Below are 23,702 nucleotides of genomic sequence, written 5' to 3'. Positions count from 1 at the left end.
GCGATTGACCGTAGCGTCGGTCTGGACGACGCCAGACCGACGAGAGGGAACCACCATGCAGCTGCGAGGACTGGCCACCGTGAGCTTCTGGGCCGCCGACCTGACCGCCGCGAAGGCCTGGTACGCCGACCTGCTCGGCGTCGAGCCCTACTACGAGGTACGCGACCCCGAGGGCCGGCCGGCGTACTACGAGTTCCGGCTCGGCGACCACCAGCACGAACTGGGCCTGGTCGACGCCCGCTACGCGCCCGGGGGCGCACCGGCGACGCCCGGCGGAGCGATCGTCTACTGGCACGTCGACGACCTCGACGCGACCGTGGCGGCCCTGCTCGCCGCGGGCGCGACGGAGCACCAGCCGCCCACTCCGCGCGGCGCCGGCGACTTCGTCACCGCCTCGGTCGTGGACCCGTTCGGCAACATCCTCGGCGTCATGCGCAACCCGCACTACCTGGAGGTGCTTCACGCCCGCGGCTGACCGGCGGCGGGCCGGCGCGCCGCCGGCCCGCCGCACCGAGGCGGCGGTGAATATCCATTGCGGCCGTGGACCGGGCCGCATACCGTTCTCCGCGCAAGGTCAACAGACCGGACCCAGGGAGCACACCGTGTCGCAGCGCACCACCACCCGAACCACGCGGCCCATGCCGTGTGGCGGTGCCCTGTTGCCCGGCGGTGCGCCAGCCCTGGGTCAGCGCCGGTCCACCGAGGACCGGCACCGGGGGAGGCGGCGCGACTGACGCGCCAGCGCGTCCGCGCAGCCGCCCACCCCGCCGGGGTCCGGGCGGCTTTTTCGTCCCCGGGCCCCGGCGCCGGGCGACACGGTCCTGTCCACCCGACGGCGTCTCCGGCGTCGTCGGTGTATCGCGGTTGTAGCGCAGTCTGGCAGCGCGTCACCCCGCCACGGTGAAGGCCGCCGGTTCGAATCCGGCCAACCGCTCCGACACGTTCAGGTACGACACGAGGAGACCACGATGGGATTCACCGAGCTGGCCGGCACCCGGGCGCCGGTCCGGGTCTGGACCGACCCGTACGCCATCGAGCAGCAGGCGGCCCGGCAGCTGCGCAACATCGGCGCGCTGCCGTGGGTGGAGGGCGTCGCCGTGATGCCGGACGTCCACTTCGGCAAGGGCGCGACCGTCGGCTCGGTCATCGCGATGCGGCAGGCCGTGTCACCGGCCGCGGTCGGCGTCGACATCGGCTGCGGCATGTCGGCGGTGCGGACCTCGCTGACCGCCGACGACCTGCCCGACGACCTGGGTGGGCTGCGTTCCGCGATCGAGGCGGCGATCCCGGTCGGGTTCGCGCAGCGGGAGCGGGCGATCGACCCGCGCCGGGTGCGCGGCCTGGAGCAGCGTGGCTGGGACGACTTCTGGCGCCGCTTCGCCGACCTCGACCGGGGTGTGGCGCAGCTGGAGGTACGGGCGCAGCGGCAGCTGGGCACCCTCGGCGGCGGCAACCACTTCGTCGAGGTCTGCCTGGAGCAGGGCGGCGCCGACGAGGGCCGGGTCTGGCTGATGCTGCACTCCGGTTCCCGCAACATCGGCAAGGAGCTGGCGGAGCGGCACATGGCGGTGGCCCGACGGCTGCCGCACAACGCCGACCTGCCCGACCGCGACCTCGCGGTGTTCCTCGTCGGCACGCCGGAGATGGACGCGTACCGCCGGGACCTGTGGTGGGCGCAGGAGTACGCGCGGCGCAACCGGGCGGTGATGCTCGCGGTGCTCTGCGAGGTGGTCCGTGAGCGGTTCCCGCACGTCGGCTACGACGAGCCGATCTCGTGCCACCACAACTACGTGGCGGAGGAGAGCTACGGCGGGGTGGATGTGCTGGTGACGCGCAAGGGCGCGATCCGGGCCGGTCGGGGGGACCTGGGCATCATCCCGGGGTCGATGGGCACGGGTTCGTACATCGTGCGGGGCAAGGGCAACCCGGACGCGTACTGCTCGGCATCGCACGGGGCGGGGCGGCGGATGTCCCGGGCGCAGGCGAAGCGCACCTACAGCACGGAGGACCTGGCGGCGCAGACGGCGGGGGTGGAGTGCCGCAAGGACGCTGGGGTGGTCGACGAGATCCCCGGCGCGTACAAGGACATCACCGAGGTGATGGCGCAGCAGGAGGACCTGGTCGAGGTGGTCGCGCACCTCAAGCAGGTGGTCTGCGTGAAGGGGTGAGGCCGGTGGCCGTGGGGCCTTCCGGGTTGGGGGAGTGGTGGACCAGGTCGGTCGAGGACCGGCCTGGTCAGGCCGCCACGTGCATGGCGGCCAGATAGGCGAGGGCCTCGGCGCTGCGGCTGCCCGGCTCCGGCGTGCCGACGAGCAGTTGCTGACCGGGCGCATCGCGAACGTCGAAGCTCTGGTAGGTCAGCTCGACCCGACCGACCTCGGGGTGGACGAAGACCTTGAACAGCCGGTTCAGCCCGCTGACGGTCTGGTCGTCCCACAGAGACCGGAACTGCGGTGAGGTCTGCCGGAGTTCGGCGACTAGCCGGCGAATGTCCGGATCGTCCGGGAACTGGCCGGCGTTCAGCCGTAGGGCATGAACGACGTTCTCCGTCAGGGTCGGCCACTCCACGAACACCGTGCGTGCCTGGGGGTGCTGGAACAGCACCCGGACCATGTTGTGCACACCGGAGAACGGCGAGAGCAGCGCGGCGGCGACACCGTTGCCGGCGAGCACGTCGAACGCGGGGCTGAGCACGTAGGCGGCCGAGGTGGGGAAGGCGTCCAGCAGTTGTCTCAGCGCCGGGTGCACCTGGTCCCGGGCGCGGCTCGGGGCCGGGCGAGGGTTGAGCCCGGCAAGCCGGAAGACATGGAGGCGGGCGTCGCCGTCGAGGCGGAGGGCCCGCCCGATCGCCTCAAGAAGCTGCGGCGAGGGGTGCCGTTCCCGGCCCTGCTCCAGGCGGGCGTAGTAGTCGACGCTCACCCCGGCCAGCACGGCGACCTCTTCCCGGCGCAGGCCGGGCACCCGGCGGTCGCCACCGCCGCGCAGGCCGACGTCCGTCGGGTCCACCCGGGCGCGGCGGGCGCGCAGGAACTCCCCGAGGGTGCTGGTGGCGGACGGCATCTGACCAGCGTAGATCGCGTCGCCGGCAGGTTGCCAGGGTGCGGCGCACCCAGGAAGAAGCGGCCTTCTCCAAGCCCGACGACCGCCTGATCCTTGACCCCAGCCAGCCGGACAGCCGGCACGAGTGATCAGGAGTCCCGATGCAGACGCAGACCCCAACGTCCAAGATCGTCCTCATCACGGGCGCGAGCAGCGGCATCGGCGAGGCCACAGCCCGCCGACTGGCCGCAGACGGCCACCTTGTCGTGCTCGGCGCCCGGCGGGTCGACCGGCTCGCCGCCCTGGTCGCCGAGCTACGTGTCGCGGGCGGCACGGCCGAACACCAGGAGCTCGACGTGACCCGCCTGGACAGCGTGCGAGCCTTCGTCGATGGGGCGCACGAGCGGCACGGACGGATCGACGTCCTGATCAACAACGCCGGTGTGATGCCCCTCTCGACGCTCGACGCCGGGCGGGTCGACGAATGGGACCACATGATCGACGTGAACCTGCGGGGCGCCCTGCACGGCATCGCGGCCGCCCTCCCGCTGATGCGGGCCCGGGGCGCGGGACACATCGTCAACGTCGGCTCGACGGCCGCCTACCGGGTGGACCCGACGGCAGCGGTCTACTGCGCGACGAAATTCGCCGTCCGCGCGCTGTCGGAAGGTCTGCGCCAAGAGAATCCGGACATCCGGGTCACCGTCGTCAGCCCCGGCTACACCCGCTCGGAACTCCTCGACCGTGGCGGCGACCCGGAGGTGCGGGCCGCCGTCCGGGCCGCCTCCGACAGCCTGGCGATCCCGGCCGCCGCGGTGGCCGACGCGATCGGCTACGCGGTCGCCCAGCCCGACAACGTCGACGTCAACGAGCTGGTCGTCCGCCCCACCGCCCTGAGCTGACGACGTCCATCAGAAGGAAGCACTTCAATGGTTGAAGCGCTCGAAGTGACCACGTTCCGGCTCGTCGCCGGCCTCACCGGGGCCGACTTCGTCGCGGCCAACACGGACATCGACGACTACCTCCGGCGCCAGCCCGGTTTCCGCTGGCGTCGCATCGCGCAGGACGACGACGGCACGATCATCGACATCGTGGCGTGGGAATCCGCGGCCGACGGCCGGCGCAGCGCGTCGGGAATCATGACGGAGATGGCCAACTCGCCGGTGCACGCGACGATCGACCAGGGCAGCGTCGACTTCCGCATCGTCCCGGTGCTGCGGCACTCGGTCTGAGGCACCCCGGCGGCCGTCACCGCCCCGGGATCGCGGTGACCGTCGGGAGCTGGAGAAGCGATCAGGTGGCGCGTCGCCAGAACTGGCGGGGCGCGTAGCCGTCGCGGCGCAGCCAGTGCTCGGTGTAGACGATCCGGTCCGCCTCCACCACCACGAGGGGGTCGGCCGGCGGCTCGTCCAGCGACCGGGACCGCTCCACGTGGTCGGACTGCCAGCGGACGGCGGGCCAGTAGTGCTCCCGCGCCGGATCGCCGGGGAGCAGCACCTGGGCACGGCCGAAGAGCTGCGCGCCGCGGCTGCTGGCCTGGCCGACCAGCGGTGCGAAGACGCCCAGTGACACCCGGGGGTCGGCGGCGATGTTGCGCATCTTCGGCGACGTCGCCGCCGCGGTGAAGACCAGCGCGAAGTCGAGGTGGAAGTAGCGCACCGGGGTCGCCAGCGGCCCGTCCGGGCCGGAGGTCGCCAGGACGCACATGTTCTGCGACGACAGCAGGTTGAGGATGCGCTCTTCCAGACGGTGCCGGTCGAGCCGGGTGGTCGGCGCCGGGCCGGCCAGCCAGGGGTTGGTCACGGGCATGATCAACCTTAGACCAGGCGGGTCGGAGCCCGGCGACACCGCTCAGCCCATGTGCACCGCGCCGCCGGTGGGGACGTCCTCCCGGCGGACCCGGATCAGCACCAGGGTGGCGAGACCGGCCAGCAGGATCAGGCCGGCGCCCCAGGCGAAGGTCGTCGAGTAGCCGGTGATCAACGCCTTGACCTGGTTCTCCGGCGACGGCGCCCGGGACACCAGGTAGTCCGCCACCGCGCTGGTGTACATGGTGTTCAGCAGTGCGGTGCCCAGCGAGCCGCCGACCTGCTGGGTGGCGTTGAGGGTGGCGCTGGCCGCGCCCGCGTCGTGCTCGGGCACCCCGTACAGGGCGAGGCTCGACAGCGGCACGAAGGTGAAGCCGAGCCCCAGGCCGAGGACCAACTGGGCAGGCAGCAGAAGAGCGACGAACGAGGTGTCCACGTCCACCTGGGTGAGCGCGACCATCCCGGCGACGGCCAGCACCGCGCCGGACAACATCAGCGGCTTCGCCCCGACCCGGGGTAGCAGTTGACTCGCGCCGCCCGCGGCGACCAGCACGCCGGCGGTCACCGGCAGCGAGGCCAGACCGGCCTCCAACGGGGTGTACCGCAGCACCACCTGGAAGTAGATGGTCAGGAAGAGGAACGCGCCGAAGAGGCCGGCGCCGATCAGCGTCGAGGTGAGATAGGCCCCGCCCCGGTTGCGGTCCAGCAGGATCCGCATCGGCAACAGCGGATGCTGGGAGCGCAGCTCGATCACCACGAACGCGGCCAGCAGGACCAGGCCGATCGCGATGAAGGCGAGCGTGCTGCCGGCGCTCCACCCGTTCTCGGCCGCCCGGGTGAAGCCGTACACGAGCAGGACCAGCCCGGCGGTGACGACGACCGCGCCGGGCACGTCGTAGCGGGTGTTCCCGTGCGCCCGGCTCTCCGGCACCAGTGGGATCGCGGCGGCGAGCGCCACCGCGGCGATCAGGATGTTCACCAGCAGGCACCAGCGCCAGGAGGCGTACTCGGTGAGCACGCCTCCGAGGAGCAGGCCGACCGCCGACCCACCGCCGGCGATCGCGCCGTACACGGCGAACGCCTTGGCCCGTTCCCGGGTCTCGGTGAACAGGACGGTGAGCAGGGCCAGCGCCGCCGGGGCGAGCAGCGCGCCGAACACGCCCTGCAACGCGCGGGCGGCGAAGAGCATCGCGCCGTTGGTGGCGAGGCCGCCGACGGCGGAGGCGAGCGCGAACCCCACCATGCCGACCAGGAACGCCCGCTTGCGGCCCCAGTAGTCGGCGATCCGGCCGCCGAGCAGCAGCAGGCCGCCGAACGTCAACGTGTACGCGGTGACCACCCACTGCCGGTCGGCGTCGCTGATCCCCAGGTCGGCCTGGGCGTGCGGCAGGGCGATGTTCACGATCGTGGCGTCGAGCACCACCATCAGTTGGGCGATCGCGATGACCGCCAGGGCCACCCAGCGCCGCGGGTGTGCCGCGGCGACCGCCTCGCCGCCGGGGGCGCCGGACGCGCCGGGGCTGGTCGAGGTTGTTCCGGGCATGGTGAGGCCTCCCGTGCGGGCTCGGTGGCGGGCGGCGTGCGCGGGATCTGCGAAAAGATGTCGCGTCCGACGCTAGTTGGCGGGCTTCGCCCGGCGCAGCGGCTTGCGGGAACCACCCCGGAGGGCCGCGGCACGTCACCCGTACGGGGTCGGGCGCCTCAGCCCCGACCGGGCACCAGGGTCACCGGCACCTGGACCACGTTGATCCGGGAGCCGTCGTGCGCGGACACCTCGTACACCTCCAGGACGCCACGCTGCTCGGCCGCGACCCGCCACCCGAGCGCGGTCCGGTAGTCGCCTCGGCAGCCGCTGCCGCAGCTCGCGGTGGTGAAGGTCGTCGCGATCTCCCGGCCACCGGCGTCGAGGAGCCGGACGCTCACCGTCGCCTCGAACACGTCGGCGGTGCCGGTCACGGTCAACGGGCTGGTGATCCGCTGCCCGATGACGGGGTTGGTCACCACGACCGGTGGCAGCAGGTCGGCGTAGTCGCCGCGGTCGACCGGCCCGTCCGCGCCGGGCGGGTCGAAGCGCACCTGCCGCACGGTCGGGAACTGCGTGAGGGTCCACACCACCTGCGCCTCCCGCAGGCGCCGGGTCGCCGCGGCGGCCGCCCCCAGCCGTACGGTCGCGACGCCACCGGCCACCCCGACGGGTTCGGTGCCGCCGGGCACCAGGGTGGTCAGGCCGGCGCTCGACTCGGCGGCGGTGGGGCCGACGGCCAGCTCGGTGAGCGCGAGCCGCGAGGTGGCCGGGGTGCCGGGCCGGGTGCGCCGGGTCGGCGCCAGCCGTCCGTCCCGCACGAACCAGAGTTCGAGGGTGACCGTGGCCGTCGGTGCGCTGGTCGGGGACGAGGTGGCCGGGGCGGGGCCGGGACTCGATGTGGCCGGGCCGGGGCCGACCGTGGTCCCGCCGGTGACGGGGATGGACGGGGTGGGGGCCGCGGAGGGTGGGGCCGCGGTCGGCGCCGGACCCAGCGAGCCGGAGCGGGGTGGGGCACACCCGGCGGTCGCCAGCGCGGCGGCCAGCAGGACGGCGACCTGTGGTCGTCTCATCGCGCCTCCTCCGGAGCGGTCGCCGGCGCCTCGTTCGCCGCTGTCCCGTTCGGTGCCGGGCGGGGCGGCGGTGGGCCGGCGGCGGGCAGGGTGAGCCGGAAGCGGGTGCCGAGGCCGGGCTCGCTGCGGACGGTGAGCCGACCACCGATCAGGCGGGCGTTCTCCCGGGCGATCGCCAGGCCGAGGCCGCTGCCCCGACCCGAGCGGGCCGGGTCGACCTTGTAGAACCGGTCGAACAGGCGCGGCAGGTGCTCGGCGGGGATGCCCGGTCCGTGGTCGACCACGTCGACGGTCACGTCCGGGCCGACCCGGTCGACGGTCGCCCTGGCCTCGCCGCCACCGTGCTCGATCGCGTTGCCGACCAGGTTGGCCAGCACCCGCTCCAGCCGCCGAGGGTCGGTGCGCAGCGTCGCGGCGACGCCGTCAACGGCGACCCGGTCGTGCCAGCCGCGCGCCCCGACCAGGGCGTGCAGCAGGGCGAGCGGGTCGACCGTCCGCACCGCCAGAGGCTCCTGACCGGCGTCCAGGCGCGAGATCTCCATCAGGTCCTCGACAAGCCGGCGCAGCCGGACGACGTCGGCGACCAGCAGCTCGGCCGCGCGTCGCGCGTCGCCGGGGAGCTGGTCGGTGTGCTCGCGCAGCAGCGAGGCCGCGGCCACCAGGGCGGTCACCGGCGTACGCAGCTCGTGCGCGACGTCCGCGGTGAACCGCCGCTCCCGGGCCTGGGCCCGCGACAGCGCCTCGATCTTCGCCTCCAGCGCCTCGGCCATCTCGTTGAACGAGGCGGCCCAGTCGCTGAACTCGTCGCGCCCGCGTACCGGCAGGCGGGTCGCGAGCAGCCCTTCCGCGACGGCCCGCGCGGCGCGGCTGGCCCGGCCGACGGGTTCGAGGGTGCGCCGGGCCAGCGCGTGCCCGATCCCGGCCGCGACGAGCACCACGAGCGCCCAGCCGGCCAGCAGCGCGGTGCGGAGCTGGTCGAGGTCGGCGAGCAGGTCCTCCTCGACGGTCACCACGTACAGCTCGGTGTCGGCGGCGGGGATCCGACCGCCGACCACCAGCAGGCGGGGGCGGGCCGCCGGTGCGGAACGCTCGTACGCCAGCTGACCGGAGGCGACGCTGGCGCGCAGCGCCGGGCCCAACGGCGGCGCGAAGGCCGTGTTGGACGCCGACACGCCGTCCCGGTCGGCCAGCAGCACGTGCCGGCCGCTGGTCTCGAAGCTGCGCAGCAGCTCGGCGCGCCGCTGATCGGTCAACGGCCGGAACTGCCCGGCGAGGACGAGCTGGTAGCGGGCGTCGGCGGCGGCCTGCTGCACCGAGGCGTCCAGCCGGGCCTGCCGCAGCAGCACGTACGACCCGGCGGCGAGCACCCCGGCGGAGACCGCGGCGACCAGCACGAACGCGACGGTCAGCCGCCGACGGAGCCGACCCGGGGGTACGCGGTCCGCGCCCACGGCGTCACGCTCACCGCGTCGTCAGCTTGTAGCCGGCGCCGCGTACGGTGCGGACCAGCCGTGGGTGGGCGGGATCGTCCTCAATCTTCGCGCGGAGCCGCTGCACGGCCACGTCGACCAGTCGGGAGTCGCCGAGGTAGCTATGGCTCCACACCCGGTCGAGCAGGAGTTCGCGGGTGAAGACCTGGCCGGGGTGGCGGGCCAACTCCAGCAGCAGGCGGAACTCCGTGGCGGTCAGCGGCAGCTCCGTCCCGCCCCGGCGGACGACGAAGCTGCCCGGGTCGATCTCCAGGTCGCCGACGGTGAGCACGGTCCGTACGGTCGGCGCGGTGGCCCGGCGCAGCACGGCCCGCACCCGCGCGACCAGCTCCGGCAGGTCGAACGGCTTGCGCAGGTAGTCGTCCGCGCCGCACTCCAGGCCGACGACGACGTCGATGGTGTCGGTGCGGGCGGTGAGCATGAGGATCGGCACCTGGCTGCTGCGGCGGACCTCGCGGCAGACCTCCAGGCCGTCGATGCCCGGCAGCATGACGTCGAGCAGGATCAGGTCGACCGGCTGCGCCCGCCAGACCGCGAGCGCCTCCCGGCCGTCGACGGCGGTGCTGACCCGGAACCCGGCCCGGCGCAGACCGAGGGCGGTGACCTCCCTGATGGAGGCATCGTCCTCGACCACCAGCACGCGGCCGTCCATGACGCCACCAGCGTAACCGTGGGCGAGCGTGGACAGTCCTGGCGCAACGGACGACACCGAGGGCCCGGCCGGCGCCGGGCCCTCGGCCACGCGGGGTGTCACTCCTGCCACTGGTGGGCCACGTCCACCACGATCCGGCTGTGCGTACCCGGGCCGGCGAGCACGAACACCCGGAACGGCAGCCGGGCCCGCACCCCGACCGCGAAGGTCGTGTAGCCCTCGAAGCTGCCGCCGAAGACCACGTCCCGCAGGGTCTGGTAGCGCAGCACGTTGGCCGCGTGCTCACCGACCCGGTACGGCACGGTCGCCGCGTGCGTCTCGTCGTACGCCGGTGCCCGCAGGGAGACCCGCAGCAGCGCGCCGCCCGCCGTGTACGGCGACAGCGGCAGCCCCTCACCCTCGGTCCACGTCTCGCCGTAGCCGACGGCGTAACCGCTGACCGGCCCGTCGAACTCGAACACCACCCGGTCGTGGCACTCGTGCCGCCCGGTGCGTACCTCGACCAGCGGGGCGCTGCTCAGCGTGCCGGCGGTCTTCTCGCCGCTGCCCCAGGTGATCCCGCAGTACGGCGACCCGGTGGCCACCGCGCGGGCAGTGCCGGCCGTGCCGACGGTGTCCGCCGTGCCGCTGCCCGCGCCGGCCACCAGTCCGGCCACCAGGACGGCCAGTGCCGTCAGTGCGCTCCTGATCCTCATCGTCGTCTCCCCTGAATCCGTTCCGGTGTCCGGCCGCGTCGCCGGTGAGCTGGGGTCCACGGTGGAGACGCCGCACGGCAGCAGCTTCACCGTGCCGTAACGCCCGTGTAACAGCGCGCGGTCAGGTGGCGTGCGGTGCCGGCGGTCGGCGCAGGGCCCGCAGCGGCGAGCAGAGAACCGGCAGCCAGGTGAGCCCGTTGGCGACCGCGCCGACCAGCAATGAGGTGCGTACGTCCACGTACTGGGCGAGCAGCCCGGCGACCGCGGCGCCCACGGTGAGCGCCCCGGTGAGCAGGAACCGGAAGGTGGCGTTCATTCGTCCGAGCAGCGCGTCGGGGGTGACGCGCTGCCGCAAACTCACCCCGATGACGTTGCCGATGCCGGTCCGCCAGGCCAGCGCGAGCCATCCGAGGCCGGCCAGCCACAGCATCGGGCCGGCTTCGATCAGCGCGACCAGGAGGCCGAGCGGCGCGACGAGCAGGCCGGGCAGCCAGAGCGCACGGCCGTGGCCGATCCGCCTCGCGATCGGCTGGGCGGTCACCGCCCCGAGCAGCGCTCCGATCCCGCCGACGGCGAGGAACAGCCCGAGCGCGGCCGGGCCGAGGCCCAGCTCGCGCAGGAAGACGACGGGCAGCATCGTGGTGGTCAGCTGCATGGTCAGGTTGATGCCCGCGGTCGAGGCGGCGAGCGGGCGCAGCAGCGGGTTGCCGAGCACGTGCCGGACGCCGGCGCCGAGCTGCCGACCGAATCCGCCGTGCCGCCGGGTCGGCGCCGTTCGCGGCGGCGCCGGGATCCGGCGCAGGACGGCCGCGGAGATCGCGAAGCCGATCGCGTCCACCACGATGGCGACCGGCGCGGTGAGCGCCTGCACCACCAGACCGCCGAGCCCGCGTCCGGCGATCTGCAGGGTGCCGCTCGTGGTCATCAGCAGCGAGTTCGCGGCGACCAACCTGTCCCGGCCGACCAATTCCGGCAGGACGCTCTGCGCCGCCACGTCAGCGAAGACGGTGCCGACGCCGGTGAGCAGCACCACGACGTAGAGCTGGTGGATGGTCAACCAACCCGCCCACCAGGCCACCGGCACCGAGGCCACCAGCGCCGCGCGCAGCAGGTCCGCGGTGACGAGCACGGTGCGGCGGGGCCAGCGGTCGACCCAGACCCCGGCCGGCAGGCCGATCACCAGGAAGGCGGCGGTGCTCAGCGCGCCGAGCAGCCCCACCTGGCCGGGGCTCGCGGAGAGCAGGTCCACGGCGAGGACCGGAACGGCCAACTGGCCGACGTGGAAGCCGACGTCGTGCACGACAGTCGCGGTGTAGAGCAGCCGGAAGGGACGTGGCCAGCGGCCGGTCGGACGGTGTCCGACGGCCGTTGCCCCGGTGGCGGTGGTCATGCGGTGTACCGTGCCGGCGCGGGTCCGCCGGCGGCGATAGATTTGGCGCTCCCCAAATCCAACGGAGGCGCCGATGATGCTCGTCGGTTTGGACGCGCGGGACCTGGCGGCGACCCGGTTCGCGGTGTCGCCGCTGTGGGAGGCGATCGGCAGCGTCCGGACCATCACGCGGCCCCGGTCGTTTCCGGAGCATCTGCCCTGGGTCGAGCGGGTCCGGCCGCGTCTGGCCGGCATCGACTGGCGGCTCCTCGCCGAGACGGTCTCGACGCCCACCGGCGTCATTCCGGGCTTCGTGTGCCCGCCGCCGTCCACCTCGCAGCCGACGCTCGAGGTGGAGCTGGCCACCCTCGCCGCCATGCCGGCCGAGGCAGTCCGGGCCGAGCTGGACCGCCTGCCCGGGCCGCGGTCGCCCCGGCTCGCCGAGCTGTACGCCGACCCGACCGCCGGCCTGCGTCGACTGGCGGACGTCGTCCGGGCGTACGCCGAGGCTGCGATCGGGCCGTACTGGCCGAGGATGCGGACGCTGCTGGAGCGCGAGGTGTTGCTCGGGGCGCGGCGGATGGCGACCGATGGTCTGCACGGCCTGCTCAACCACCTCGACCCGTACGTCCGGCTGGACGGCGACACCCTCCACGTGGAACACCTCGTGCGCTCCGGCGCGGTGCGGCTGGAGGGACGCGGGCTGTTGCTCGTCCCCTCGGTCTTCTGCGGCCCGCGGGTCTGGTCGAACTTCGGCTCGCCGGGGCAGCCGGTGCTGCGCTACCCGGCCCGCGCGGTGGCCACCCTCTGGGAACGGGATCCGCTGCCCGGCCGTGGGCTGGCGCGGGTGCTCGGACGGACCCGGGCCGCGCTGCTGCACGAGCTGGCGGTGCCCACGTCGACCACCGAGCTGGCCGAGCGCTGCCGGCTGACCCCGGGCACGGTGTCCGCGCATCTCGGCGCGCTGCGCGACGCAGGCCTGGTCGGCACCCACCGGGCCGGTCGCTTCGTGCTCTACGCCCGGACGACGGCGGCGGAGGCGTTGCTCGCCGCAGCCGGCGCCGACGCCGTCGATCCACGGTGACCTGCCGTCGATCCGGTCCTGGATCAACACCCGGGTCGGCGGCCTGCCGTCCTGAGTGGTCCGCCGTCCTGAGCGGTCCGCCGTCCCGAACGGACGGACGAGCCGAGTCGGGGTGGGGCGGGTTCGCCACCCCGGCGCCCGTCGGCGGCACGCCCGCCGCCCGGGGCACCCTCGTTCCCGGGCCGGTGCGGTACGGTGCCTCACATATCGAACCTGCAGAGGTGACCCATGCCTGCCGTGGCCGCGCTCGCCCTGACCCTCGCGTTGGCTCCAGCGCCGTCCCCGTCTCCCGCCCCGTCGGCGCCCGCCGGGCCGGTGACCGGTCTGCTCGGTGGTCTTGGTGAAGTCGTCGACGGCCTGCTCGGCCTGGGCGGCGGTTCGTCGACCACCAGCCCCAGCGCCGCGCCGACCACCCCGGGACCCTCGGCCACGTCGATCCCCGATCCCGTCGTGCCCCCGACGGGCGTGCCCGTCACCCCGGGCGGCGCGGTGCCCGGCGCGCCCGCGGGCGGTGCGACGGCGGGGACGCCGGGAACGCAGGGTGGCGCACCGGCCCGGGTCGGGTCCTGGAGCGACACCGACGACCCGGTGGTCGGGGCGCCCGTGCCCCGGGCGCCGGACGGGCGCGCCCCCGCGCCGACCGGCCCGGACGGGCTCGCCGCGCCCACGGCCGTCGACGACGACGCGTTGTTCCGGCTCACCATGATCGGGCTCGCGGTTGCCGTGCTGGCGGTCCAGATCATGCTGCTGGTCCGCCGACGCCGGGAGCGGCCCGCGCCCGCGGCCGCCGCGCCTCCCGTGGCCGGGCCGGTGCCGCCTGCCGCGCTCGACGCGACCGGCGACAACGTGACCCGGCTGCCCACCAACCTGAACGCCATCTACGAGCTGGGCCGCCTGGACGAGCGGCTCGCCCAGGAGCGCGAGCGCCGATCCTGAGCCCGGCCCCCGTTCCACCCCCGTTCCCACCCCCCGACCCCCCACCCTCCACCCGCCCCGCGGACCGCGAACGGTGATCAAGAGGTTTGCGTCAATCCGGGGCCGGATCCCGACGCAAACCTCTTGATCAACACGGGTCGGACCCGGGGCGCGCGGCGGAGCGGCCGGCGTTCGCGGAGCTCGGCGATGGTTGGAAACGTTTTCGTAACGAGCCCTTGACCTCTCCGTCGACCACGGCGCAGACTCCCGGAAACGTTTACAACCGATCGGGCGGAGGTGCTGGTGTGGGCCGTAAACGTTTACAGGAACCGGCGGACGGGCGACCGACCGTGCACACCGTCGCGGCTCGCGCCGGTGTGTCGATAGCCTCCGCCTCGCGCGTGCTCAACGGCGTCGGCGGCAGCCCGGAGACCATCCGCAAGGTGCGCGCGGCGGCCGCCGAGGTCGGGTACGTGCCGAACGCGATCGCCCGGTCGCTGCAGTCCCAGCGCACCGGCCTGGTCGCGCTCGCCGTCGAGGACATCGGCAACCCGGTCTACGTGGCGATGATGCGGGCCATCGAGTCGGTGGTCGCCTCGTCGGGTCGCCAGCTGCTCGTGCACGCCACCGGCGGGCGCATCGACAACGAGACGGCCCTGCTGCGCCGCCTGGCGAACCGCTACGTCGACGGCATGATCGTGTCGCCGATCCGGGTCACCGACGACCACCTCGCCGCGCTGGTGGACAGCCCGGTGCCGGTGGTGGTGGTCGGCCAGCTCGGCGCGGACGCGCCGGTCGACAACGTCCGTACCGACTCCCGCCACGGCGTGGCGCTCGCCGTCGACCACCTCGTCGCCGGTGGCCGGCGCCGGATCGGCTTCGTCAACGGTCCACTGGACACCGTCCCGGGCGCCGCCCGTGACGCCGGCTTCCGTGCCGCCCTGGCCGGGCACAACATCGACCTGGACGCGCACCTGGTCGAGGTCGGCGACTTCCAGTACGCGGCCGGCCGCGCCGCCACCGAACGGCTGCTCGCCCGGACCGATCCGGACGCCCTGATCTGCGCCAACGACCTGATCGCGGTCGGCGCGCTGCACGCCCTGCTCGCCGCCGGCCGCCGGGTGCCCGAGGACGTCGCACTGGTCGGCATGGACGACACCGACCTCGCCCGGATGATGTTCCCCCAGCTCTCCAGCGTCTCGCTCGGCTCGGCCGAGCGTGGTCGTCGGGCCGCCGAACTGCTCCTGGAGCGCATCGCCGACCCGACCCTGCCGCCGCGCCGCGAGCAGGTGCCACCCCACCTCGTCGTCCGCGCCTCCAGCGGGGCGGCCCTGCCGGCACCCCGCGCCGCCACCGACCCGGGAGCCGCGACCACCGCGGGCGCCACCGGTTCGCACGGCGCGACCACCACCGACCCGGGCGTCGAGCCGGCGCCCTCCCATCCGTCCAGCGAAGGGGCGACGCCATGACCACGCTGGCCGAGCGGCCGGACGTCGAGCGGGCCGGAAAGTCCCCCCGCCCGACCCGGTCCCGCTCCGACCGCACCGCCATCTACCTGTTGCTGCTGCCCTCGCTGCTGCCGATCCTGGTGCTGTCGGTGTTCCCGCTGCTGCGCGGCATCTACCTGGGCTTCACCGACGCCCGCGCCGGCCGCAACGTCGACGTCACGTTCACCGGCCTGGAGAACTACCGCGAGCTGCTCCACGACGAGCTGTTCTGGAACTCCTTCAAGATCGGTCTGCTGTGGGCGTTCGGCGTGACCGTGCTCCAGTTCGTGCTCGCCCTCGGGCTCGCGCTGCTGCTCAACCAGCAGCTGCGGTTCCGCGGCGTGGCGCGGGTGCTGGCCGTGGTGCCGTGGGCGATGCCACCGGTCGTGGTCGGCATCCTCTGGAAGCTCGTCTACCACCCGGACGCCGGCCTGCTCAACGAGTTCTTCCACCGGATCGGCGCGGACGGTCTGCGGACGAACTGGCTGGGGGACTTCAGCACCGCGCTGCCCGCCGTGATCATCGTCGGCGTGTGGGCGGGCATGCCGCAGACCACCGTGGTGCTGCTGGCCGGCCTCCAGGGCGTGGCCCGGGAGCTGCACGAGGCGGCGGCCGTGGACGGCGCCAGCACCTGGCACCGGTTCCGGCACGTGACCCTGCCGGCCCTGGCACCCGTAATCGTGGCGATCACGTCGCTGGACTTCATCTGGAACTTCAACTCGTTCGGCCTGGTCTACGTGCTGACCGCCGGTGGACCGGGCGGCAAGACCATGCTGCCGATGCTCTTCGCGTACGAGGAGGCGTTCCGCTACGGCAACTACGGCTACGCCGCCGCGCTCGGCAACGTCATGGTCGTCATCATCGTCACGCTGCTCGCCGTCTATCTCCGCCGCCGGTTGAGGGAGGCCAACTGATGTTCGGTGCGAGGAGTGAGCTGGCGAGCCCCGCAGTCCGGAACGGAGGGCAGTGATGTTCGGAAAGCCGAGCCGCACCGGGCGGACGCTGCAGTACGTCGCGCTCGCCGGCTACCTGGTCTTCCTCGGGTTCCCGCTGGTCTGGCTCGTCTCGACGGCGTCCAAGCCGCCGCGCGAGCTGGTGCGGCTGCACCCGACGCTGATCCCCGACAACCCGACCGTGCAGAACTTCGTGCAGGCGTTCACCGAGCAGGAGCTGGGCCGGGCGGCGTGGAACAGCCTCCAGGTCTCGCTCGCCTCGGCGGTGCTGACCGTCCTGGTCGCCATGCCCGCGTCGTACGCCCTGGCGCGGTTCCGCTCCAAGCTCGGCACCGCCGCGCTCGGCTGGGTGCTGCTGTCCCAGCTGTTCCCGTTCGTGCTCCTGATCATCCCGATCTTCCTGGTGCTGCGGCAGGTCGGCCTGGCCAACACCCACGCCGGGCTGGTGCTGATCTACGTGGTCTGGGCGCTGCCGTTCGCGCTCTGGATGCTCCAGGGTTTCGTCCGCAACATACCGCGTGAGCTGGAGGAGGCCGCCTCGGTCGACGGCGCCACCCGCGTGCAGGTGCTGCGTCGGGTGGTGTTCCCACTGCTCGCGCCCGGCCTGGTCGCGACCGCGCTGTTCTCCTTCATCTCGGCGTGGAACGAGTTCTTCTTCGCCCTGGTGCTCATCAAGACGCCGGAGCTGGCGACCCTCCCGGTCGCGCTGGCCCGGTTCGTCGGCATCGAGGGCACCGCCCGCCTGGGGCCGCTCGCCGCCGGTTCGCTGCTGGCCACGCTGCCCAGCCTGATCTTCTTCGCGTTCATGCAACGCCGGCTCTCGTCCGGGTCGCTCGCCGGCGCGGTCAAGGGCTGAACCGTCCCCCATCCACCACCAAGGAGGTTTCCCCCATGCTCCGTACCCGATTCCGTCGACTCGCCGCGGCCACCGCGGTCGCGGTCGTCGGCCTCGGCGCCCTCGCCGCCTGCGGTGGCGGCGACGACGAGGCCACCTCCGGTCCGGTCAAGCTGCGCTTCCTCAGCCTCGCCTGGCAGAAGGAGTCGCTGCAGGCCAACAAGGACCTGGTCGCCAAGTGGAACGCCGAGCACCCGGACATCCAGGTCGAGTACGTCCAGGGCGACTGGAACTCGGTGCACGACCAGCTGCTGACCTCGTTCGAGGGCGGCGACGCGCCGGACATCGTGCACTACGAGGCGTCGGCCATCGGCGAGTTCGCCAAGCAGGGCTACCTGGCCGACCTGTCCGGGCTGATCTCCGACGACCTGAAGGGTCAGATCGACCAGGGCGTCTGGGACACCGTCACGTACGACGGCAAGGTCAGCGGCGTGCCGTTCCTGCTGGAGTCGCAGGTCGTCATCGCCAACAAGAAGCTGCTCGACGCCGCCGGTGTCGCGGTGCCGCCGGCCGACGGCGGCTGGACCTGGGACGAGTTCCAGGCCAACGCGCAGAAGCTCACCAAGCCCGGCCAGTTCGGCGTGGCCTGGGCGCTCAAGTCCCCGACCAACCGGGTGCTGAACCTGGCGCTCAACTACGACGGGAAGTTCTTCTACACCGACGGCGGCCGCACCGAGGTCAGGGTCGGTGACCCGGAGAAGGAGATCCCGAAGCGGATCCACGACATGATCTACACGTCGAAGTCCGCCTCCCCGGAGGCGCTCGGCATGAGCGGCGCGGACACCCTGCCCGGCTTCTTCGGCGGCAAGTACGCCATGCTGCCCGGCTCGGTCTCGCTGCGCCAGCAGATGGTCGAGCAGGCGCCCGCCGGGTTCGAGTGGGTCACCCTCCCTCCGGTCAAGGGGCTCTCCGCCAAGCAGGCGGCGAACCCGCAGACGCTGTCCGTCTCGGCGGACTCGAAGCACAAGAAGCAGGCCGCACAGTTCCTCGAGTACTTCCTGAACCCGACCAACATGGCCACCCTGGCCAAGGGTGACTGGCTCGTCCCGACCGGCAAGCAGGCCAACGAGGAGCTGGTGAAGCTCACCGGCGGCAAGCAGGGCTGGGACGTGGCCGCGAACAGCGCCGCCGACCTGACGGTCGCCCCGTTCCAGATGGCCGACGGCTACCCGGAGTGGAAGACCAAGTACGCCACCCCGGCCCTCCAGCAGTACTTCGCCAACAAGATCACCCTCGACCAGCTCGCCACGCAGCTGGTCGACGGTGGCAAGCAGGTTCTGAGGTAGAACAATGTCACTCTTGCTCGACACTTCGGTCGGTTGCCTCGTCGGCGCCGCGGTCGGGGACGCCCTCGGCGGCGCCACCGAGACGGCGCTGCCGGAGCAGATCCGCTCCCGGTTCGGCGGCTGGGTCGAGGGCATCGTGCCCCCGTACCACGCGGACTGGGCCACCGCGCGGCCACTCGCGCCGTACCACAAGGGCGACGGGCACATCACCGACGACACGTTGATGACCCACGCCCTGGTCCGGGCCTACGCGGCCAAGCGGGACCACCTCGACGCGTACGACGTGGTGGATCTGCTCGTCCCCGACCTCATCGAGCGGGTGGTCTACATCCCCGACCTGGAGCGGGACGGGGTGACCTTCCACCGGCTCGCGGCCGCCGAGCGGTGGCTGGTTACCCGCCTGCACCACGCCCATGCGGACCCGCGTGAGGCCGGGGTGGGCAACATCGTTAACTGCGGCGCGGCCATGTACATGGCGCCGGTCGGCATCGTCAACGCGGGCGATCCGGCCGGTGCGTACGCCGAGGCGGTGGAGGTCGCCGGGGCGCACCAGCACAGCTACGGGCGGGAGGCCGCGGCGGTGTTCGCCGCCGCGGTCGCCGCGGCCGCCACCCCCGGCGCGGGCGTCGAGGACGTGGTCACGGCGACGCTGGACCTGGCCCGCGACGGCACCCGGGCGGCCATCGACGCGGTGGTCAAGGAGGCCCGGGGGCACCACGACTGGAAGACCGCGATCCCCGCGCTGCGGGCCGCCGTCGCCCCCTACGACACGGTGGGGGAGGAGTACCGCAACCCCGGGCTGGGTGCCCGCCGGCCCAGCCGGCTGCACGCCATCGAGGAGCTGCCGGTCGCCCTCGGCATGCTCGTGGTCGCCGGTGGCGAGTTCCGCCCGGCGGTGCTCGGCTCGGTCAACTACGGCCGCGACGCCGACTCGACCGCCACGATGGCCGGCGCGATCGCCGGTGCGCTGGGCGGTGCCGCGGCGGTGCCGGCCGAGTGGTCCGAGGCGGTGGCCACCGCGTCGCGTACCGACCTGGTGGAGCCGGCCCGCGTCCTCGCGGAGGTGGCCACCGAGGTCTTCGACCGCGACCGTGCCCGGTTCGCCCGCCGCGCGGAGCGCTTCGCCGGCCTGGCCGACGGTGCGGAGGACCGGGAGCCGGCCCGGTGAGGATCACCTGGGTCCAGCCGGAGGACCTGCTCCCGCACGAGCTGGCGGCCAGCCGGGACGAGGGCCGCGACGTGGCCGACCTCGCCCGGCGGTGGACCGCGGCCGGCGGCGACCCCACCCCGCCGGTCAGCGGGGCGTCGGCGACGCCGGCCACCCCGCGGCTGCGGGCGCTCGCCACCGAGCTGCTGGACGCCGCCGACGCGCTGCCGCCCGCCCACGCCGCCGACGAGCCGGACGACCTGGACGGGCTGCGGGCCACCTGGCCGGCGGCCTGGGCGCTGCCGACCGACGTGTCGTACGACCGGCTGCACGGCGCCTGGCTGGGTCGCGCGGTCGGCTGCCTGCTCGGCAAGCCGGTGGAGAAGATCCCCCGCGAGGGGATCCGCGAGATCCTCACGGCGACCGGCCGGTGGCCGCTGCGCGACTGGTTCACCGCGATAGGGCTGCCGGACGACGTGGCGGGCCGCTGGCCGTGGAACCGGCGCAGCGCGCCGACCAGCCTCGCCGAGAACATCGCGGGCATGCCCGAGGACGACGACCTGAACTACGCGCTGCTGGCGCTGCGCGTCCTGGAGACCCGCGGGCGGGACTTCACCAGCGCCGACGTGGCGCAGCTGTGGCTGGACTGGCTGCCCGGCGGGCGGGTCTTCACCGCCGAGCGGGTGGCGTACCGGAACCTGCTGCTCGGCCACGCGCCGCCGGACAGCGCCCGACGGCACAACCCGTTCCGCGAGTGGATCGGCGCGCAGATCCGCACCGACGTGTACGGGTGGGTCAACCCGGGCCGCCCCGACCGGGCCGCCGAGCTGGCCTGGCGCGACGCCGTCGTCAGCCACGTCCGGGGCGGGGTGCACGGCGCGCTGTGGGCGGCCGCCCTGGCCGCCGCCGCGCCGGTCGCCGCCGACGTGGACGAGGTGCTGGACGCGGCCGAGGCGGTGCTGCCGCCGCGCAGCCGCTTCGCCGCCACCGTCCGGGAGGCGCGTGCCCTCGGCGCCGGCGCCGACGACTGGGAGCGGGTGGTCGACGAGCTGTACGCGCGGCACGGCCACCTGCACTGGGTGCACGTCCGCAACAACGCGGCGCTGGTGGCCGCCGCGCTCGCGTACGGGCGGGGCGACCTGGAGCGGTCCATCACGGCGGTGGTCAGCGGCGGCTGGGACACCGACTCGACCGGGGCCACCGTCGGCGCGGTCACCGGCGCGCTCACCGGGGCGCGGGCACTGCCCGAGCGCTGGGTCGCGCCGCTGCGCAACCGACTGGCCAGCAGCATCGCCGGCTTCGACGGGATCGGTTTCGACGAGCTGGCGCGGCGGACCCAGGCCCTGGTGGCGACCGGGGCGGAGTCGTGAGCGGGCGGCGGACGGAAGGGAGCATCGCATGAGCGCGCGCGTGGTGGTGGTCGGCAGCACCAACCTCGACCTGGTGGTGACGACGCCGCAACTGCCGAAGCCCGGCGAGACGGTGCTCGGCGAGAACTTCCGCACCGTCCCCGGCGGCAAGGGCGCCAACCAGGCCGTCGCCGCGGCCCGGGCCGGTGCCGCCTGCGACTTCGTCGGCGCGGTCGGCGACGACGACTTCGGCGGGCAGCTGCGGGCGAGCCTGGTCGGGTCCGGCGTGGACGTGCGGGGCCTGCGTACGGTGCCCGGCGCCTCCGGGGTCGCGCTGATCGCGGTGGACCGGGCCGCGGAGAACTTCATCGTCGTCGCCCCCGGCGCCAACGCGGCCCTCACCGACCTCGACGCCGACGACCGGGCGACGATCACCGGCGCCGACGTGCTGCTGCTGCAGCTGGAGGTGCCGCTGCCCACCGTGGTCCGCGCGGCCGACTGGGCCCGCGCCGGGGGCACCACCGTGGTGCTCAACGCGGCACCGGCCGCGCCGCTGCCGGCTGAGCTGCTGGACCTGGTCGACGTGCTGGTGGTCAACGAGCACGAGGCGGCGATCGTCGCCGGCGTGTTCGCCGACGAGCCGGCGGAGCTGCTCGACGCCCTGCTGGAGCTGGTGCCCCGCGTCGTGTTGACGCTGGGCGCGCGCGGCGCCGCGTACGCCGACCGCCGTGGCCTGCGGCTGAGTATCCCCGCCCCGGTCGTCGAGGCGGTGGATACGACAGCCGCGGGTGACGCCTTCACCGGCGCGTTCGCGGTGGGCTGGGCCGAGCGCGGCGGCGCCCTCAACGAGGACACCGTCACCGCGAGCCTGCGCTGGGCGTGCGCCGCCGGCGCCGCCTGCGCGCAGCGCCCCGGCGCGTCCACCGCCCTGCCCGAGCGGGCCGCCATCGACGCCCTGCACGACGCGACCTACCGAGGTACCCCGTGAGCTTCAACCCGTACGTGCCCCGACCGATCGACCGGCCGACCGAGGTGCCGCTCGGCGGACACGCCGACCTGTCCACCCTGGACGAGGCGAAGGTCTTCGCCGCGCCGGACGACCCCGCCGACTGGCCCGCCTGGCGCGAGCAGCTCACCCGCTGGCGCGCCGACGCGCGGACCCGCACCGGCTACACCGGCCGGCACTACGACGAGATCACCGGCGACTGCTTCACCGTCTGCCTCGCCTGGCTGTGGGACGAGGCGCTCTACGACCACGAGCGGGGCGTCTTCACCGTCGAGGAGTTCCTCGACGCCGCCGGTCGGGACTTCGGCGGCTTCGACGGGGTGGTGCTCTGGCACGCGTACCCGGTGATCGGCCTGGACGACCGCAACCAGTTCGACTGGTACCGGGACATCCCCGAGCTGCCCGAGGTGGTGCGGGCGTTCCAGGCGCGCGGTGTGCGGGTGTTCGTCGACTACAACCCCTGGGACACCGGCACCCGGCGCGAGGCGGGCGGCGACGCCGAGGAGGTCGCGGCGCTGGCCGGCAAGCTCGGCGTCGACGGGGTCTTCCTGGACACCTTGAAGGAGGGTGCCGGGGAGCTGCGGGCCGCCCTCGACGCCGTACGCCCGGGGATGGTCCTGGAGGGTGAGAGCCGCGTGCCGCTGGCCCGGATCGCCGACCACGCGATGTCCTGGGCGCAGTGGTTCGCGGACTCCGACGTGCCCGGCGTGCTGCGGGCCAAGTGGTTCGAGCGCCGGCACGTGCTGCACCACACTCGCCGCTGGCACCGCGACCACCTGGACGAGCTGCACTCCGCCTGGCTCAACGGCGTCGGCGTGCTGGTGTGGGAGAGCGTCTTCGGCGTCTGGGTCGGCTGGAACGAACGGGACCGCGCGGTGCTGCGGGCGATGCGCCGCGTGCAGGCCAGCCACGCCGCATGGTTGCGCGCCGAGGACTGGGTCCCGCTCGCCGACCACCCCGGCGACGGCCAGGTGTACGCGTCCCGTTGGACGCACGACGGCGAACCGCTGTGGACGGTGGTCAACTCCGGCGGCGACCACGACGGGCCGTGGCTGGTCACCGACGCCCGCCCGGGCCGGCGCTTCGTCGACCTGGTCACCGGCGTCGACCTCACCGTCACCGAGGCGGGCGACGGTCGGGTGACGGTGGGCGGCCCGCTGCCCGCCGGTGCCATCGCCGCCGTCGTCGCCACCGACGCACCCGTCGCGCGGCACGAGTCGCCGGTCGGCGACCCGTCCTTCCCGGCCCGCGCCGCCGTCCGCGTCCGCACCCCGTGGGCGCCGCGCGCCGACGTGCCGGCGGGCCTGGTGGCCGTCGACGGCGGCCGGCGGGAGCTGACCGTCCGGCACCGGGTGCGGGAGACCGGCCTGTACGGCGAGACGCCGTACGTCGACGAGTGGAAGCCGCTGCCGCCCCGGCTGCACCACACCGCCACGGTGCGGCGCAGCGTCCGGCTCGGCCGCTTCGCCATCGCCACCCACGAGGTCACCCACGGCGAGTACGCCGCGTTCCTCCGCGCCACCGGCTACCGTCCCGTGCGGCCCGAGCGGTTCACCGCCGGTCAGGGGCCGGCCGACGCGCCCGTCACCGGCGTGGAGCTGGCCGACGCGCGCGCGTACGCGGCCTGGGCCGGGCTGCGGCTGCCCACCGAGGACGAGTGGCAGGTGGCCGCCGAGGCCGGCCTGCTCGCCCGCCGGGAACCCCTGGTGTGGAACCTGACCGAGAGCGAGCACTCCGACGGGCGTACCCGGTTCGCCATCCTCAAGGGCGGCGCCGCGTACCGGGCGGAGGGCTCCGACTGGTATCTCGACGGCGGCCCGCAGGCCCCCGACGTGTCGGTGAAGCTGCTGCTCACCGGCGCCGGCCTCACCCGCTCCGACCAGGTCGGCTTCCGCTGCGCGGCCGACCTCCCCACCCCCGAGGAGTGACCCG

The 23,702-nt window shown here is 74.0% G+C and carries 22 protein-coding genes, 1 tRNA gene and 1 pseudogene; 16 read left to right on the top strand and 8 right to left on the bottom strand.

What is annotated here, in order from left to right; genetic code table 11:
• Nucleotides 1-55: 55 nt before the first annotated feature.
• The 3 genes from GA0070620_RS09460 (at nucleotide 56) to GA0070620_RS09450 (ending at nucleotide 2,168) form a co-directional block, all read left to right on the top strand.
• Nucleotides 56-475: a VOC family protein gene (locus GA0070620_RS09460; protein ID WP_091589514.1), complete on the top strand. Its 420-nt coding sequence runs from the start codon at nucleotides 56-58 to the stop codon at nucleotides 473-475.
• A gap of 385 nt (nucleotides 476-860) precedes the next feature.
• Nucleotides 861-934, top strand: a tRNA-Gly gene (locus GA0070620_RS09455).
• Between the two features lie 34 nt (nucleotides 935-968).
• Entirely contained in the window at nucleotides 969-2,168 is a 1,200-nt protein-coding gene (locus GA0070620_RS09450) for an RtcB family protein (RefSeq protein WP_091589513.1), read from the top strand.
• A 67-nt stretch (nucleotides 2,169-2,235) separates the two neighbouring features.
• On the opposite strand, the gene GA0070620_RS09445 is transcribed toward GA0070620_RS09450, so the two are convergent.
• A complete protein-coding gene (locus GA0070620_RS09445) occupies nucleotides 2,236-3,060 on the bottom strand; it encodes a helix-turn-helix domain-containing protein (RefSeq protein WP_091589512.1) in 825 nt (274 codons plus the stop codon).
• A gap of 140 nt (nucleotides 3,061-3,200) precedes the next feature.
• Between GA0070620_RS09445 and GA0070620_RS09440 the strand changes: the two genes are divergently transcribed.
• Both GA0070620_RS09440 and GA0070620_RS09435 read left to right on the top strand, forming a co-directional pair.
• Nucleotides 3,201-3,941: an SDR family oxidoreductase gene (locus tag GA0070620_RS09440; RefSeq protein WP_091589511.1), complete on the top strand. Its 741-nt coding sequence runs from the start codon at nucleotides 3,201-3,203 to the stop codon at nucleotides 3,939-3,941.
• A 27-nt stretch (nucleotides 3,942-3,968) separates the two neighbouring features.
• Nucleotides 3,969-4,271, top strand: a complete 303-nt coding sequence (locus tag GA0070620_RS09435) for an antibiotic biosynthesis monooxygenase family protein (protein WP_091589510.1) — start codon at nucleotides 3,969-3,971, stop codon at nucleotides 4,269-4,271.
• A gap of 61 nt (nucleotides 4,272-4,332) precedes the next feature.
• Here the strand turns inward: GA0070620_RS09435 and GA0070620_RS09430 are convergent, their stop codons facing one another.
• From GA0070620_RS09430 to GA0070620_RS09400, 7 genes are all read right to left on the bottom strand, one after another.
• Nucleotides 4,333-4,848: a pyridoxamine 5'-phosphate oxidase family protein gene (locus tag GA0070620_RS09430; protein WP_091589509.1), complete on the bottom strand. Its 516-nt coding sequence runs from the start codon at nucleotides 4,846-4,848 to the stop codon at nucleotides 4,333-4,335.
• A gap of 42 nt (nucleotides 4,849-4,890) precedes the next feature.
• Nucleotides 4,891-6,390 carry an MFS transporter gene (locus GA0070620_RS09425; RefSeq protein ID WP_091589508.1) on the bottom strand — a complete coding sequence of 500 codons (1,500 nt, stop codon included), beginning with the start codon at nucleotides 6,388-6,390 and terminating at the stop codon, nucleotides 4,891-4,893.
• Nucleotides 6,391-6,548: 158 nt separating this feature from the next.
• Nucleotides 6,549-7,442, bottom strand: a complete 894-nt coding sequence (locus GA0070620_RS09420; protein WP_091589507.1) for a Gmad2 immunoglobulin-like domain-containing protein — start codon at nucleotides 7,440-7,442, stop codon at nucleotides 6,549-6,551.
• A complete protein-coding gene (locus GA0070620_RS09415; RefSeq protein ID WP_091589506.1) occupies nucleotides 7,439-8,893 on the bottom strand; it encodes a sensor histidine kinase in 1,455 nt (484 codons plus the stop codon). Before GA0070620_RS09415 ends, GA0070620_RS09420 begins: the two co-directional genes overlap by 4 nt.
• 10 nt (nucleotides 8,894-8,903) lie before the next feature.
• Nucleotides 8,904-9,584: a response regulator transcription factor gene (locus GA0070620_RS09410; RefSeq protein WP_091589505.1), complete on the bottom strand. Its 681-nt coding sequence runs from the start codon at nucleotides 9,582-9,584 to the stop codon at nucleotides 8,904-8,906.
• A 98-nt stretch (nucleotides 9,585-9,682) separates the two neighbouring features.
• Entirely contained in the window at nucleotides 9,683-10,279 is a 597-nt protein-coding gene (locus tag GA0070620_RS09405; protein ID WP_091589504.1) for an AMIN-like domain-containing (lipo)protein, read from the bottom strand.
• 121 nt (nucleotides 10,280-10,400) lie between these two features.
• The gene (locus GA0070620_RS09400; RefSeq protein WP_091589503.1) at nucleotides 10,401-11,669 is read right to left on the bottom strand and encodes an MFS transporter; all 1,269 of its coding nucleotides are present in this window, start codon (nucleotides 11,667-11,669) and stop codon (nucleotides 10,401-10,403) included.
• A 73-nt stretch (nucleotides 11,670-11,742) separates the two neighbouring features.
• Between GA0070620_RS09400 and GA0070620_RS09395 the strand changes: the two genes are divergently transcribed.
• The 11 genes and pseudogenes from GA0070620_RS09395 to GA0070620_RS09350 all read left to right on the top strand — a co-directional run bounded on the left by GA0070620_RS09395 (nucleotide 11,743) and on the right by GA0070620_RS09350 (nucleotide 23,698).
• A complete protein-coding gene (locus tag GA0070620_RS09395; protein WP_091589502.1) occupies nucleotides 11,743-12,732 on the top strand; it encodes an ArsR/SmtB family transcription factor in 990 nt (329 codons plus the stop codon).
• Nucleotides 12,698-12,787: pseudogene (locus GA0070620_RS34215) on the top strand (peptidase S1); the annotation flags it as partial. The gene GA0070620_RS09395 and the pseudogene GA0070620_RS34215, both read left to right, overlap by 35 nt.
• A gap of 173 nt (nucleotides 12,788-12,960) precedes the next feature.
• A complete protein-coding gene (locus tag GA0070620_RS09390) occupies nucleotides 12,961-13,668 on the top strand; it encodes a hypothetical protein (RefSeq protein WP_157741577.1) in 708 nt (235 codons plus the stop codon).
• A 284-nt stretch (nucleotides 13,669-13,952) separates the two neighbouring features.
• On the top strand, nucleotides 13,953-15,116 hold the full coding sequence (locus tag GA0070620_RS09385) for a LacI family DNA-binding transcriptional regulator (protein WP_331713228.1): 1,164 nt from the start codon (nucleotides 13,953-13,955) through the stop codon (nucleotides 15,114-15,116).
• The gene (locus GA0070620_RS09380) at nucleotides 15,113-16,048 is read left to right on the top strand and encodes a carbohydrate ABC transporter permease (RefSeq protein ID WP_091589499.1); all 936 of its coding nucleotides are present in this window, start codon (nucleotides 15,113-15,115) and stop codon (nucleotides 16,046-16,048) included. The genes GA0070620_RS09385 and GA0070620_RS09380 overlap by 4 nt, the downstream gene beginning before the upstream one ends.
• 55 nt (nucleotides 16,049-16,103) lie before the next feature.
• Entirely contained in the window at nucleotides 16,104-16,943 is an 840-nt protein-coding gene (locus GA0070620_RS09375; RefSeq protein ID WP_091589498.1) for a carbohydrate ABC transporter permease, read from the top strand.
• A gap of 35 nt (nucleotides 16,944-16,978) precedes the next feature.
• The gene (locus GA0070620_RS09370) at nucleotides 16,979-18,268 is read left to right on the top strand and encodes an ABC transporter substrate-binding protein (protein ID WP_091589497.1); all 1,290 of its coding nucleotides are present in this window, start codon (nucleotides 16,979-16,981) and stop codon (nucleotides 18,266-18,268) included.
• A 4-nt stretch (nucleotides 18,269-18,272) separates the two neighbouring features.
• Nucleotides 18,273-19,436 carry an ADP-ribosylglycohydrolase family protein gene (locus tag GA0070620_RS09365; RefSeq protein ID WP_091589496.1) on the top strand — a complete coding sequence of 388 codons (1,164 nt, stop codon included), beginning with the start codon at nucleotides 18,273-18,275 and terminating at the stop codon, nucleotides 19,434-19,436.
• Nucleotides 19,433-20,785 (top strand): ADP-ribosylglycohydrolase family protein, encoded by a 1,353-nt coding sequence (locus GA0070620_RS09360; RefSeq protein WP_091589495.1) that lies wholly within the window; start codon nucleotides 19,433-19,435, stop codon nucleotides 20,783-20,785. The genes GA0070620_RS09365 and GA0070620_RS09360 overlap by 4 nt, the downstream gene beginning before the upstream one ends.
• Before the next feature lie 28 nt (nucleotides 20,786-20,813).
• Nucleotides 20,814-21,752 carry a ribokinase gene (locus tag GA0070620_RS09355; RefSeq protein ID WP_091589494.1) on the top strand — a complete coding sequence of 313 codons (939 nt, stop codon included), beginning with the start codon at nucleotides 20,814-20,816 and terminating at the stop codon, nucleotides 21,750-21,752.
• A complete protein-coding gene (locus GA0070620_RS09350; RefSeq protein ID WP_091589493.1) occupies nucleotides 21,749-23,698 on the top strand; it encodes an SUMF1/EgtB/PvdO family nonheme iron enzyme in 1,950 nt (649 codons plus the stop codon). The genes GA0070620_RS09355 and GA0070620_RS09350 overlap by 4 nt, the downstream gene beginning before the upstream one ends.
• The last annotated feature ends 4 nt before the right edge of the window (nucleotides 23,699-23,702 follow it).

The organism is Micromonospora krabiensis, from assembly GCF_900091425.1.
GTDB lineage: Bacteria > Actinomycetota > Actinomycetes > Mycobacteriales > Micromonosporaceae > Micromonospora > Micromonospora krabiensis.
This window is presented reverse-complemented; position numbering and strand designations above follow the sequence as displayed.